The organism is Pseudomonas sp. NY8896 (assembly GCF_039634505.1).
Genome location: NZ_CP132350.1, coordinates 5,609,712 through 5,622,483, shown reverse-complemented (window position 1 = coordinate 5,622,483; position 12,772 = coordinate 5,609,712). Strand labels below are relative to the sequence as shown.

Below are 12,772 nucleotides of genomic sequence, written 5' to 3'. Positions count from 1 at the left end.
ACAGCCCCGCGTCGTTTCCGATTTCCACTGACGAGATTGAGTCATGGCCCTCGACATTCACGCTCACCGCATCCTGATCCTCGATTTCGGTTCCCAGTACACCCAGCTGATCGCCCGCCGTGTGCGCGAAATCGGCGTGTACTGCGAACTGCACCCGTTCGACATGGACGATGAAGCGATCCGCGAATTCAACCCGCGCGGCATCATCCTCGCCGGCGGCCCCGAGTCGGTTCACGAAGCCAACAGCCCGCGCGCGCCGCAGGCCGTGTTCGACCTGAACGTACCCGTGCTGGGCATCTGCTACGGCATGCAGACCATGGCCGAGCAAATGGGCGGCAAGGTCGAAGGTTCCGACCTGCGTGAGTTCGGTTATGCCCGCGTGGACGTGGTCGGCAAGAGCCGCCTGCTCGACGGCATCGAAGACCACGTTGACGACGACGGCGTGCTGGGCCTGGACGTGTGGATGAGCCACGGCGACAAGGTCACCCAGATGCCGGGCAACTTCAACATCCTGGCCAGCACCCCAAGCTGCCCGATCGCCGGCATGTACGACGATGCCCGCGGCTACTACGGCGTGCAATTCCACCCGGAAGTGACCCACACCAAGCAGGGCGGTCGCATCCTGTCCCGCTTCGTGCAGGACATCTGCGGCTGTGAAGCCCTGTGGACCGCGTCCAACATCGTCGAAGACGCCATCGCCCAGGTGCGTGCACAAGTAGGTTCGGCCAACGTCCTGCTGGGCCTGTCCGGCGGCGTTGACAGCTCGGTGGTTGCCGCGCTGCTGCACCGTGCCATCGGCGACCAGCTGACCTGCGTATTCGTCGACAACGGCCTGCTGCGCCTGCACGAAGGTGACCAGGTGATGGCCATGTTCAAAGAGAACATGGGCGTCAAGGTGATCCGTGCCGATGCTGAAAAGCAGTTCCTCGACAACCTGGAAGGCGAAGCCGACCCAGAGAAGAAGCGCAAGATCATCGGCCGCACCTTCATCGACATCTTCGATGCCGAAGCCAGCAAGCTGGAAAACATCCAGTTCCTCGCCCAAGGCACCATCTACCCGGACGTGATCGAGTCGGCGGGTGCCAAGAGCGGCAAGGCCCATGTGATCAAGTCGCACCACAACGTGGGTGGCCTGCCAGAGGAAATGAACCTCAAGCTGGTCGAGCCGCTGCGTGAACTGTTCAAGGACGAAGTGCGCAAGATCGGCCTGGAGCTGGGCCTGCCGTACGACATGGTCTACCGCCACCCGTTCCCAGGCCCGGGCCTGGGCGTGCGTATCCTCGGTGAAGTGAAGAAGGAATACGCCGACATCCTGCGTCGCGCCGACCACATCTTCATCGAAGAACTGCGCAAGGCCGATTGGTACCACAAGACCAGCCAGGCGTTCGTGGTGTTCCAGCCGGTCAAGTCGGTTGGCGTCGTTGGCGACGGCCGTCGCTACGCCTGGGTCGTGGCCCTGCGTGCCGTCGAGACCGTGGACTTCATGACCGCGCGTTGGGCGCACCTGCCGTACGAGCTGCTGGAAACCGTCAGCGGCCGTATCATCAACGAAATCGACGGTATCTCGCGCGTTACCTACGACGTGTCGAGCAAGCCGCCTGCCACTATCGAGTGGGAATGATTCCGCGTCTGGCACAGCCAGGCACCTGATGGCATGAAATGCCGCTAAGCCCGCGTAATTGCGGGCTTTTTTTTGTTTGTGTTTGGCACGATCTGGCAACGGGAGGAAGCGCCAAGCACCGTTTGAGCATGGCATTAAAGCTGGTATTATGGTTTGGCGATGCCATGATTGATGCCGATACCATGCTGCGTTCTTTTGTGTGTTCATGGTATTAATATTCTATAAGTTACTGTTTCGTAAGAAAAAATACGATAAATTCGAGATTTTTTCAGCATGGTATCGGAGACGAAGAAGGACAAGGTACATGCTGACCGATACCAAGCTGCGCAATCTCAAGCCCAGGGACAAACTCTACAAAGTGAATGACCGGGAAGGTCTCTATGTGGCAGTGACTCCAGCCGGCTCCATCTCGTTCCGTTACAACTACTCAATCAACGGTCGGCAGGAGACCATCACCTTTGGGCGTTATGGTGTCGGTGGCATCACCCTGGCCGAAGCCCGCGAGCTGTTGGGTGACGCCAAGAAGATGGTTGCGGCGGGCAAGTCGCCGGCCAAGGAGAAAGCCCGAGACAAGGCGCGGGTGAAAGATGCAGAGACGTTCGGTGCCTGGGCGGAGAAGTGGCTGCGTGGCTACCAGATGGCCGACTCCACCCGCGATATGCGCCGCTCGGTTTATGAGCGTGAGCTGAAGCCGAAATTCAGCAATCAGAAGCTGGTGGAGATCACCCACGAAGACTTGCGGGCGCTGGCTGATGCCATTGTTGAGCGAGGCGCACCGGCCACCGCCGTTCATGTGCGTGAAATCGTGTTGCAGGTATTTCGCTGGGCCATCGAGCGTGGGCAGAAGGTCGAAAACCCGGCAGAACTGGTGCGCCCAACAAGCATCGCTCGATTCGAGCCACGTGACCGAGCGTTGACGCCAGAAGAAATTGGGCTGATGTACCAGTACATGGAGCGAGTGGGCACAAGCCCAACAAACCGTGCGGCGGCCAAGCTGTTATTGCTGACGATGGTGCGCAAGAGCGAGCTGACCAATGCGACCTGGAGCGAGATCAATTTCAGCGAAGCGTTGTGGACGATTCCAAAGGAGCGGATGAAACGCCGTAACCCGCACCTGGTATTTCTGTCCCAGCAGGCTCTGGATATTTTCATTGCCATGAAAACCTTTGCCGGTGGTTCCGACTTCGTTTTGCCATCACGGTACGACTCGGATGCGCCGATGAGCGCTGCCACACTTAACCAGGTGCTGACGCTGACTTACAAGGCGGCGCAGAAAGATGGGAAGTCACTTACCAAGTTCGGACCGCATGATTTGCGGCGCACAGCCAGCACGCTGTTGCATGAGGCCGGCTACAACACCGACTGGATCGAGAAGTGCCTGGCGCACGAGCAGAAGGGCGTGAGGGCTGTCTACAACAAGGCTGAGTACCGCGAGCAGCGGGCGGCGATGTTGCAGGATTGGGCCGATATGATTGATGAGTGGACTTCGGGAGGCAGTAAGGGTTGATGTTTTTGCTATCTTTGATAGCATTGAAGTTGATGCCGTGAATTTATAAATAAGGCCGCCATTGGCATCGGGCAGGTCAATTACCGATTAGCTGCTTCGCGCAGCTACTCGATGAATAGCAACTATTCATTTGAGAGGTATTGACCCATGCAAAATATAAAGACCCTCATCAACAGGAAGAAGCTCCTGGAGATGATCCCGCTTTCGACACGAACAATTTATAACCTGGAGCAGCGAGGGGATTTTCCACGCCGTATCGCGTTAACCAGTAGAAATGTCGCCTGGGATTTGTCAGAGGTCGAAGAGTGGATTGAGGCACGTAAATCATCGGGTGATCAAGCTGCGCGACCTGGCCCTATAGAGGGCTAGTTATATGGCTCTTGATCTTATGGCGGCTTTCACGGAATTGCCGCCACCCATTGATTATGTTCTGCCTAATATGGTTGCTGGCACTGTTGGTGCTCTTGTGTCGCCTGGTGGGGCTGGTAAATCCATGTTGGCCCTTCAATTGGCTGCACAGATTGCAGGCGGGCCTGATTTACTTGAAATAGGCGAGTTTCCCACCGGGCAAGTGGTCTATCTGCCTGCTGAAGATCCACCGGCCGCTATTCACCATCGTCTGCACGCCCTTGGGGCACACCTCAGCGCAGCGGAACGGCAAGCCGTGGCTGATGGTTTGCTCATTGAACCCTTGATCGGTAAATGCCCAAACATCATGGCTGCTAGCTGGTTCGATGCTCTCAAACGAGCCGCTGAAGGTCGTCGCTTGATGATCTTGGACACTTTGCGGCGCTTCCACATTGAGGAGGAGAACGCTAGCGGGCCGATGGCGCAGGTTGTTGGGCACATGGAGGCCATAGCCGCTGATACAGGCTGCTCCATTGTGTTTCTGCACCACGCGAGTAAAAGCGCAGCCATGATGGGGTCGGGCGATCAACAGCAGGCCAGTCGTGGATCGTCCGTACTGGTTGATAACATCCGTTGGCAATCGTACCTATCCGGCATGACGCAAGGCGAGGCCGAGATACTGGGGGTCGATGATTGTCAGCGTGGGTATTTTGTCCGCTTTGGCGTCAGCAAGGCCAACTATGGCGCACCTTTTCAAGAACTCTGGTTTAGACGGCACGACGGCGGCGTGTTGAAGCCTGCTGTACTGGAGCGGCAGTGCAAGGTGAAAAGGAGACAGCGTGAAGAAGCCTAAGCATGACCTGACCCACGTCCGACATGATCCCGCGCACTGTTTGGCACCTGGCCTGTTCCGCAGCCTCAAGCGTGGCGATCGCAAACGCTGCAAGCTGGACGTGACCTACACCTTTGGCGAGGACGAATCCATGCGTTTCGTCGGATTCGAACCTCTCGGGGCCGATGATATGCGTCTTTTGCAAGGCATCGTGGCCCTTGGCGGCCCGAACGGCATCTTGCTAACCCCGGAACCGACCAGTGAGACGGGGCGACAGCTACGGCTATTCCTTGAACCCCGTTTCGAAGCCATTGAGCAAGACGGCTTGGTGGTTCGTGAGAGCCTGACCAAACTGCTCTCAGAAACGGGCATGACGGATAGCGGCGACAACATCAAGGCGCTCAAAGCCAGCCTGCTGCGCATGTCGAACGTCACCATCCTTGTGACGAAGGGACGGCGGCAAGCCGCGTTCCACCTGATGAGTCATGCTTTTGACGAGACGGACGGCAGGCTATGGGTTGCCCTGAATCCGCGTATTGCCGAAGCGATCCTGGGGCATCGTCCATATGCCCGTATCGACATGGCGGAAGTGCGGGTGCTACAGACTGATCCGGCACGGCTGATGCACCAACGGCTATGCGGCTGGATCGACCCCGGCAAATCCGGGCGCGTGGAACTGGACACGCTTTGCGGCTATGTCTGGCCAGATGAAGCCAATGCCGAAGCTATGAAAAAACGCCGTCAGACTGCCCGGAAGGCACTGGCCGAACTTGCCGCCGTGGGTTGGGTAGTGAACGAATACGCCAAGGGAAAATGGGAGATCAAGAGGCCTGGCCCCACGGCAACTGCACCCGTTTACCGTCGTAACGTTCCCTTGTTACCGTCGTAACGCTCCCCTTCTGCCGTCGTAACGTTCCCCGTCCCAATTTGGAAAACCCAGACGGTGCGCTGCTTTGCGGGCAGTTTGGGAAATCCATCCAAGATTATCTAAAGATAATCCATCATGCGCGGTGCAGCTCGCGCCTTGAGGGCGCGTTCTGACCTTGCCAATAAAGCCCTGGCGGGCTTTATCAATCGGCCATAGGCCGATGGTTTAACGCCAAGAAGAGAAGGCGGCTTCAGTGGCCGCTGAAACGCCTTGTGAGAGGGGAAAACAACCCGGAGTCCCTTATTCCATGAGCTGAAGCAGAATCTGCGTCTAACGGTGCTGGAGGGCCGCTGTGTGCACTTGTAGTTATCTGTACTGAAACCTTGGCTCGAAACGTGAAATGGCTAAGCAGTGCCCATTCGTTCGGTAAGAATAATAAGAAGATTATTATTCTTATTATTACCAAGCAGGAATGAGCCGTGTGTGTTGGACGCCCATAACCAGTAACCTGCGTGAAGGTGTCAACATCAGGAAAGGTTGCCCCTCAAGTATCAATACGTCGCCTTAGTGGTATGACGGGAGGGGAGGCAAATTTCTTGTGTTCATTGACACTTGAGGGGCGGGTTATGCCCTTCTTTTTTGGCGTCCAACTCGCCCCATCGGGGCGAATGGTTTGTGTCGATTGTTGGCATTTTAGGTTCCGATTTAAAGCCGATTGAGCAGCGATTTTGAAGCGACTATGTCGATTGCAGGCCGATTTGGTGACGATTACGGTTATGTTGCCAAGAATCGGTGTTTGTTTGACGATAAAACGCTTTACGTTCGATATGCGCTAGATTTTCAATAGTGGGTGAAATGCGGGCAGGATGGGTGAAGTTAGCTAACCGGCAAGCCGGTTATCTATCTTCACTGTCCCTTATTCGCGCCGGGGGCACTCAACGGGAATCCTGCCCTGCGGGGCTGATCGGCTACCGCCGGTTGCAAGAGTATAGGTCTTGCTATTTTTAATATCTTTGATAGCATGGTTGTCGGGTACACCAAAAGGGTATTGATATGGCAAATGTGCTTATCAGGAATTTACCCGCCGAGGTGCACCGTGCGTTGAAAGTTCGAGCAGCGCTCAACGATAGGAGCACCGACGCGGAAATACGCGAAATACTGACGGCGGCAGTACAGCCGCTAGAGCTTGAAGAGATTGGCCGGGAAGTTGGCTTGTCCGAAAGCGATAAAAAAACAGAGTAGTTTTACGTTTGTAAGTCCGGGCCTCAGCGCCAAGGGCAATACCGATCAGCTAGTGGCGTAGCTCTTCGATGAAACGTTGCCGAGAACAAGCACAACGCTTGGTCAAGGCAATGCCTTCTTTTCATCGACGGAGTACGACCATGAAGTCCAAAATTTTAGCGGCTAAAAAAACCGCTCTAGCCGTTGCACTCGCAACCGGCTTTATCACCACTACCACCGCCCCTGTGCAAGCTGGTATCCCCGTCATCGACGGCGGCAACCTGGCCCAGAACATCATGACGGCCATCGAGTCGGTGGCGCAGACGCTCAAGCAGATTGAGCAGTACCAGACCCAGTTGCAGCAGTACGAAAATCAGCTCCAGAACACGATGGCCCCAGCCGCGTATATCTGGGATCAGGCGCAGACTACGATCAACCGGCTGATTGCCGCGCAAAACACGCTGGCCTATTACGAGAACCAGCTAGGCAGCCTGGATCGTTACCTGGCCAAGTTTCAGGACGTGGCCTATTACCGCAGCTCGCCATGCTTCAACGGCAGCGGCGGATGCACGCCGGCCGAAAAGGCAGCGATGGAAGAGAACCGCCGCCTGGCGTCAGAGTCGCAAAAGAAGGCCAACGATGCCCTGTTCCAGACCGTTGCCGACCAGCAAAAGGCTTTGAAGGATGACGCCCGTACCCTGGAGCGGCTGCAAGGCGCGGCCCAGGGTGCAACTGGCCAGCTACAGGCCATCGGCTACGCCAACCAGCTCGCCAGCCAGCAGGCCAATCAGCTCTTGCAGATTCGCACCATGTTGACCGCCCAACACAACGCGGAGGCAGCCCGGATTGCAGCAGAACTCGATGCCGAGGCGCGAGGTGATGCCAGGGCCGAGCAAATGCGTACCTGGACGTTTCGCCCGAGTCCGGCAGACAACTACTAGGGAGGCGGTGAGATGAAAAAAATCTTTTTTACTACCGCGGCTACGTTGCTGTTGTTGGCTGGATGTGAACAGGAAAGGATGCCCGAACCAAATGCGGCGACGTGTGCCCCCGATGCGTTCCAGGCAGCACTGAATGAAATGCGCAGCGAAGCGAACCGAGAGGCCTTTACCGAGGAATGCAGAGCATTCCAGAAGGCCAAGCAGATGCGTCAGTGGGAGTTCAAGCCCAGCCCTAAAGATGATTATTGAGGTGGTCGCCATGAGAAAGAAAATTGCTCTAGGTGGCTTGATGATGGTCGCCACAATGGTGCTGGCTGAACCTGCAATGGCGCAGGAGCTAAGTAGCAGCGGTGTTATGAATGATGTGCTCAAGCGTTTTCATGATGCTGCCGCAACATGGGGGCCAGCTATTGAGTCCGCTGCATCGCGTTTGTTCTGGACGCTGGTTGTGATTTCGATGGTCTGGACATTCGGCATGATGGCTTTGCGCAAGGCCGACATTGGCGAGTTCTTCGCGGAGTTCGTTCGCTTCACGATCTTCACCGGCTTTTTCTGGTGGTTGCTGACGAATGCGAACCAGGGCATGAATATCGCCGGTACGATTGTTCAGTCATTGCAAACTCTGGGCGCGCAGGCGGGGGGACTTTCCAATAGCAATCTTGGGCCCTCCAGCATCCTTGATCTTGGTTTCGAGTTATACAACCGCACAGTACAGGCCACCTCGGAGCTGGGATGGCGGCAGATGGCAACTGCTCTGGTCATGGAGCTAATGGCCCTGGCTGTTTTGTTTGTCCTGGCGTTGATTGCGGTCAACCTGTTGCTGTTGCTCGCATCAGCCTGGATTCTGTTGTATGCCGGTGTGTTCTTCCTTGGCTTTGGTGGAAGTCGTTGGACTTCCGACATGGCGATCAATTACTACAAGACCGTGCTGGGCCTGGCCGCACAGCTTATGGCAATGGTGCTTCTGGTTGCGATTGGCAAAGAGTTCATCAATCACTACTACACGCAAATCAGCGAGAACATGGCATCCCAGGAACTGGCCGTGATGTTGGTTATATCGGTCATCTTGCTTTTCTTGGTCAACAAAGTTCCGCCGATGATTTCTGGTCTTGTGTCTGGTGGTGGTATTGGCGCAGCCGGTGGAATTGGAAACTTCGGTGCGGGTGCGGCAGTTGGGGCGGCGGTGACGGCGGCCAGTATGGCAACTGGCGGCGCTGCCCTGGCAGGTAAAGCGGTTATGGGTGCCGCAGCCGGTGCAGCCGGAGGTGCAAGTGCACTCCAAGCGGCTTTTCAGAAAGCATCAGCGAGTATGGAAACCGGCGGTGACATGTCCAGCATGGGGTCAGTTGTCAGCAGTGGCGGAAACGGTGGTGGTGAAGCGGGTACTGCTGGCAGTAGCCCATTCGCCCAAGCGGCTGGCTTTGGTGACAGCGGCAGTAGCTCAAGCGGTGGCGGCTTTGCCAAGGCCGCGAAGCTGGCCACAGGCACGGCCTCCGAGTTAGCCAAGGGTGTCGGCTCTCAAGTGAAGCAGGGATTCCAGGAGCGAGTGAGCGAAACCACAGGCGGAAAACTGGCTGCTTCGATACGCGAAAGCATGGAGCCGAAAGAAGCAAGCCAATCTGGCCAGTTCGAGGGCAATAGCTTGGGCGCCGATTCTGGCCCAGATAGTAACGAAGTCAGGAGTTAGCACGATGACGACATCAACATACATGGCCGCATTGGCGGCCCTGGATGAAGCGCCAAGGGAAGAAGTCAGCCAGGTATTTATTTCGCCGCTGGGTGATCAATCGACCGAGGTCGATGCAGAGACAGAAACAGCCGCTTTTGTATCACGGCCAGACCCTATGAGAGAGAGCGAAACTAAGCCGATAAGTATTGAGGTTAATGGCGGCAGGAATGAGCGGTCAGCATTCGCGGAGGCGGCGGGGCTGTACCTGTAGGCGCACCGGGCTGGCCACAACCAGCCCGGCACTTTCAATCAACACCTACTGGAGAGGTGAATTATGACAACACAACATATTATCGAACCAGGGCAAGCAGTGCATCAAGCAGCGGCTATTCTTTCTTCTTTGGAGTACATCAACCAAGCGGAAGCGCGGAGCCTTGGGCCATTGGCCGAAGCCGTCGCTAATGCTTTTATGGTGGTGTACTACCAAGCTGAAACGGGCCGGGCGACACAGGCTGATTTTCAAGAAGCAATGAACGCCTTGCGCCAAGCGTGCAGCTAATGACGAAAGGGCGGCCACTCGAACTGGCCGCCTTTTTCAATCTTCACTGTTTGGCCATTCCCGACCCACAGACGGCGCATCCATCCATTCGCGTTCCTCCGGCGGCAGCGGGTAAGCCCCGGATGCTTCCGCGTCGGCCAGTAGTTCGGCCAGTGTGTAGCGCACCCGACCAGTGGAAACGGCGCGGGCCGGGTCGGCCTTCTCATGCAGCCTGTTCTCTAGGTTCTTTGGGTCTGTCATCGGGCGACCTCAGCAAGCATGGATACTAGGTGTTCCAGGTCAGTGATCGAATGCGCCAGGAAGCGGCCGGCGCGGCAATCTGCAATCATTTCCTCAGTTTTTTCCTACTCATGTTCAACCTCGTTCGTACCAGCTCTTCGAGCGATTCACCACGCGCACGACCAGCAGCATCACCGGCACTTCGACCAGGACGCCGACCACGGTTGCCAATGCAGCGCCGGAGTGCAGACCGAACAAGCTGATGGCGGCCGCCACGGCCAGCTCGAAGAAGTTGCTGGCACCGATCAGGGCCGAAGGACAGGCGACAGAGTGCTTTTCCCCCGCCCGCTTGTTCAGCCAGTAGGCTAACCCGGAATTGAAGAACACTTGAATCAAGATCGGCACGGCTAGCATGGCGATCACTAACGGCTGCCGGATGATGGCCTCGCCCTGGAAGGCGAACAGTAGAACCAACGTCAGCAGCAGCGCGGCCATCGACCACGGCCCGATCTTCTGCATGGCCCGTTCAAAGGCGGCCTGTCCTTGCTTGAGCAGATGCCGCCGCAAGAGCTGCGCCAGGATCACCGGCACGATGATGTAGAGCACGACCGAAATCAGCAGCGTGTCCCAAGGCACCGAGATCGAGGACATGCCCAGCAGCAGGCCGACGATGGGCGCGAAGGCCACGATCATGATGGCGTCGTTCAGAGCCACTTGCGAGAGCGTGAAAAGCGGGTCGCCGTTGGTAAGGCGGCTCCACACGAACACCATTGCCGTGCAGGGCGCGGCGGCCAGCAAGATCAAGCCCGCGATGTAGCTGTCCAGTTGATCGGCCGGCAGGAACGGAGCGAACACTTGTCGGATGAACAGCCACCCCAGCAGGGCCATCGAGAATGGCTTGACGGCCCAATTCACGAACAGCGTGACGCCGATGCCGCGCCAATGCTCTTTGACCTGGTGCAGCGCCCCGAAGTCGATCTTGACCAGCATCGGGACGATCATTACCCAAATCAGCAGGCCCACCGGCAAATTGACCTGGGCCACTTCCATGCGGCCTATGGCCTGGAACACGTCAGGAAGGCCCTGGCCGAGCGCAACACCGGCGACGATGCACAGGGCCACCCATAGCGTCAGGTAACGCTCGAAGCCGCTCATCGGGGCCTGGCGCGGCTTCGCGGCGATGGCCTGTGCGCCGGCGCTCATGCTTCCTGCTCGGTCTTGCCGATGTTCGCCAGCTCGCGCTTGATGGCCGTCTGGTCAAGCATTTTGAGAGGCAGATTCACGAACAGGCGGACGCGGTTCATCATGTGCCGGAAGGTTTGTTCGAAGGCCCGGCGCTTCTCGGCGTCAGTGCCTTCGACGGCGGCCGGGTCTTCAAATCCCCAATGCGCCGAGATCGGCTGACCAGGCCACACCGGACACATTTCGCCGGCGGCGTTGTCGCAGACGGTGATGATGAAGTCCATCTTCGGTGCGTCGGGCGTGGCGTACTCGTCCCAGCTCTTGCTGCGCAGATTCTCGGTCGGGTAATTCACCGACTCCACCTTTTCGACGGCGAAGGGATTGACCTTGCCGGTTGGGTGACTGCCGGCGCTGTAGGCGCGGAAGCGCCCTTGCCCCATCGTGTTGATGAGAGCTTCGGCCATGATGCTGCGCGCCGAATTGCCGGTGCAGAGGATGAGGACGTTATAGATTCTTTCGGTCATGATGTTTCGCTTTCTGGTAGTGGCTGGGGAGCAATGGCGATGGATGAAAGATCGGTGGCCTCGTCGATGACGTGGCCGGCCGCTTTCCGTTCGGAATAGCGGTCTGTCAGTGCTTCACGGTGCGGCCGTACCAGCGCCGTGAAGCGCACCAGTTCTTCCATCACATCGGCTATTCGGTCGTAGTACGGCGAGGGCTTCATGCGGCCCGCCGCGTCGAACTCTTGGAACGCTTTGGCGATACTCGACTGGTTCGGAATGGTGAACATTCGCATCCAGCGGCCGAGCAGACGCAAGGTGTTCACGGCGTTGAAGCTCTGCGAGCCGCCGGATACCTGCATCACGGCCAGGGTGCGGCCTTGGGTCGGCCGGATGCCGGCCATTTCAAGCGGCAGATGGTCAATCTGCGCCTTCATGACACTGGTAATCTGACCGTGGCGTTCCGGGCTGCACCAGACTTGTCCCTCTGACCACTCGGACAGGGCGCGCAGCTCCTTGACGGCCGGGTGATCGTCGCTTTGCACTTGATCGGGCAACGGCAAATCGGACGGGTCGAAGATGCGTGTTTCTGCGCCAAAGAATTGCAGCAGCCGGGCCGCTTCCTCGACGGCCAGCCGTGAGAACGAGCGGGCGCGCAGCGAGCCATACAGCAGCAGGATACGCACCGGCGGGGCGTCGGGTGCCAGCCCGAGCGCCGGGCGCTCGATGGCAAAGGATTTGTCCAAAGCGGGCAAAGAATCGGGGTCGGAAAGATGGCGAAGTCTCATGCCAACACCTTCCCGGCTTCCGTGGTGCAAGACAGGTTGCACACCTGGCCGCCGCAGCAGTTTTCCGTGAGAAAGGCCACCAGGTTAGTGGCCGTCGAAAAGTTCGCCTCGTAGATCACAAATCGGCCTTCTTGCCGCGACGTGACCATGCCGGCGTGTGCCAGCTCTTTCAGGTGGAAGGATAGCGAAGACGGCGGGATGCCGGCCGCTTCGCTGATTTTTCCGGCGGCCATGCCGGCGGGGCCGGCCTGGACGAGAAGCCGGAACACCGCGAGGCGCGATTCTTGAGCGATGGCCGCCAGGGCGGCTACAGCATTTATCGTTTCCATGTTTCAATAATAGTCGAAATATGGAGTGTGCTCAATAGCTCATTTAAGCTGTAAAAATGAGCTAGGCGCATTTGTCATTTTCAGAAGACGACTGCACCAGTTGATTGGGCGTAATGGCTGTTGTGCAGCCAGCTCCTGACAGTTCAATATCAGAAGTGATCTGCACCAATCTCGACTATGCTCAATAC

Annotated in this window: 16 protein-coding genes; 11 read left to right on the top strand and 5 right to left on the bottom strand. The window is 57.5% G+C overall.

From position 1 onward, the window contains the following. Positions 1-43: 43 nt before the first annotated feature. The 11 genes from guaA (at position 44) to Q9451_RS25335 (ending at position 9,566) form a co-directional block, all read left to right on the top strand. Positions 44-1,621: a glutamine-hydrolyzing GMP synthase gene (guaA, locus tag Q9451_RS25385; RefSeq protein WP_012270724.1), complete on the top strand. Its 1,578-nt coding sequence runs from the start codon at positions 44-46 to the stop codon at positions 1,619-1,621. 304 nt (positions 1,622-1,925) lie between these two features. Continuing rightward, positions 1,926-3,128, top strand: coding sequence for a site-specific integrase (locus Q9451_RS25380; protein WP_000954590.1), 1,203 nt, complete (start codon positions 1,926-1,928; stop codon positions 3,126-3,128). 147 nt (positions 3,129-3,275) lie between these two features. After that, the gene (locus Q9451_RS25375; protein WP_001179606.1) at positions 3,276-3,497 is read left to right on the top strand and encodes an AlpA family phage regulatory protein; all 222 of its coding nucleotides are present in this window, start codon (positions 3,276-3,278) and stop codon (positions 3,495-3,497) included. A gap of 4 nt (positions 3,498-3,501) precedes the next feature. Beyond that, positions 3,502-4,329 carry a helicase RepA family protein gene (locus tag Q9451_RS25370; protein ID WP_001162384.1) on the top strand — a complete coding sequence of 276 codons (828 nt, stop codon included), beginning with the start codon at positions 3,502-3,504 and terminating at the stop codon, positions 4,327-4,329. Beyond that, complete coding sequence (gene repC / locus Q9451_RS25365) at positions 4,316-5,197, top strand: replication protein C, IncQ-type (RefSeq protein WP_000743064.1); 882 nt, start codon at positions 4,316-4,318, stop codon at positions 5,195-5,197. The genes Q9451_RS25370 and repC overlap by 14 nt, the downstream gene beginning before the upstream one ends. 1,032 nt (positions 5,198-6,229) lie before the next feature. After that, positions 6,230-6,418 carry a stabilization protein gene (locus Q9451_RS25360; protein WP_000024442.1) on the top strand — a complete coding sequence of 63 codons (189 nt, stop codon included), beginning with the start codon at positions 6,230-6,232 and terminating at the stop codon, positions 6,416-6,418. 140 nt (positions 6,419-6,558) lie between these two features. Further along, positions 6,559-7,338 (top strand): P-type conjugative transfer protein TrbJ, encoded by a 780-nt coding sequence (gene trbJ / locus Q9451_RS25355; protein WP_000836966.1) that lies wholly within the window; start codon positions 6,559-6,561, stop codon positions 7,336-7,338. A 12-nt stretch (positions 7,339-7,350) separates the two neighbouring features. Then, on the top strand, positions 7,351-7,587 hold the full coding sequence (trbK, locus tag Q9451_RS25350; protein ID WP_000718002.1) for an entry exclusion lipoprotein TrbK: 237 nt from the start codon (positions 7,351-7,353) through the stop codon (positions 7,585-7,587). Between the two features lie 10 nt (positions 7,588-7,597). Next, positions 7,598-9,025 carry a P-type conjugative transfer protein TrbL gene (gene trbL / locus Q9451_RS25345; protein WP_001405816.1) on the top strand — a complete coding sequence of 476 codons (1,428 nt, stop codon included), beginning with the start codon at positions 7,598-7,600 and terminating at the stop codon, positions 9,023-9,025. Between the two features lie 4 nt (positions 9,026-9,029). Then, on the top strand, positions 9,030-9,278 hold the full coding sequence (locus tag Q9451_RS25340; RefSeq protein ID WP_000213809.1) for a hypothetical protein: 249 nt from the start codon (positions 9,030-9,032) through the stop codon (positions 9,276-9,278). Between the two features lie 63 nt (positions 9,279-9,341). Then, the gene (locus Q9451_RS25335) at positions 9,342-9,566 is read left to right on the top strand and encodes a type I toxin-antitoxin system ptaRNA1 family toxin (protein WP_000211355.1); all 225 of its coding nucleotides are present in this window, start codon (positions 9,342-9,344) and stop codon (positions 9,564-9,566) included. 36 nt (positions 9,567-9,602) lie between these two features. Here Q9451_RS25335 and Q9451_RS25330 read toward each other — a convergent pair whose 3' ends face one another. The 5 genes from Q9451_RS25330 to Q9451_RS25310 form a co-directional block, all read right to left on the bottom strand. After that, on the bottom strand, positions 9,603-9,806 hold the full coding sequence (locus tag Q9451_RS25330) for a hypothetical protein (protein ID WP_000131871.1): 204 nt from the start codon (positions 9,804-9,806) through the stop codon (positions 9,603-9,605). Between the two features lie 114 nt (positions 9,807-9,920). Continuing rightward, positions 9,921-10,988: an ACR3 family arsenite efflux transporter gene (arsB, locus tag Q9451_RS25325; RefSeq protein ID WP_001272375.1), complete on the bottom strand. Its 1,068-nt coding sequence runs from the start codon at positions 10,986-10,988 to the stop codon at positions 9,921-9,923. Continuing rightward, a complete protein-coding gene (locus tag Q9451_RS25320; protein ID WP_000140066.1) occupies positions 10,985-11,491 on the bottom strand; it encodes an arsenate reductase ArsC in 507 nt (168 codons plus the stop codon). The genes arsB and Q9451_RS25320 overlap by 4 nt, the downstream gene beginning before the upstream one ends. Further along, complete coding sequence (arsH, locus tag Q9451_RS25315; protein WP_001239389.1) at positions 11,488-12,255, bottom strand: arsenical resistance protein ArsH; 768 nt, start codon at positions 12,253-12,255, stop codon at positions 11,488-11,490. The genes Q9451_RS25320 and arsH overlap by 4 nt, the downstream gene beginning before the upstream one ends. Then, on the bottom strand, positions 12,252-12,584 hold the full coding sequence (locus Q9451_RS25310; protein WP_000447876.1) for a metalloregulator ArsR/SmtB family transcription factor: 333 nt from the start codon (positions 12,582-12,584) through the stop codon (positions 12,252-12,254). Before Q9451_RS25310 ends, arsH begins: the two co-directional genes overlap by 4 nt. Positions 12,585-12,772 lie beyond the last annotated feature (188 nt).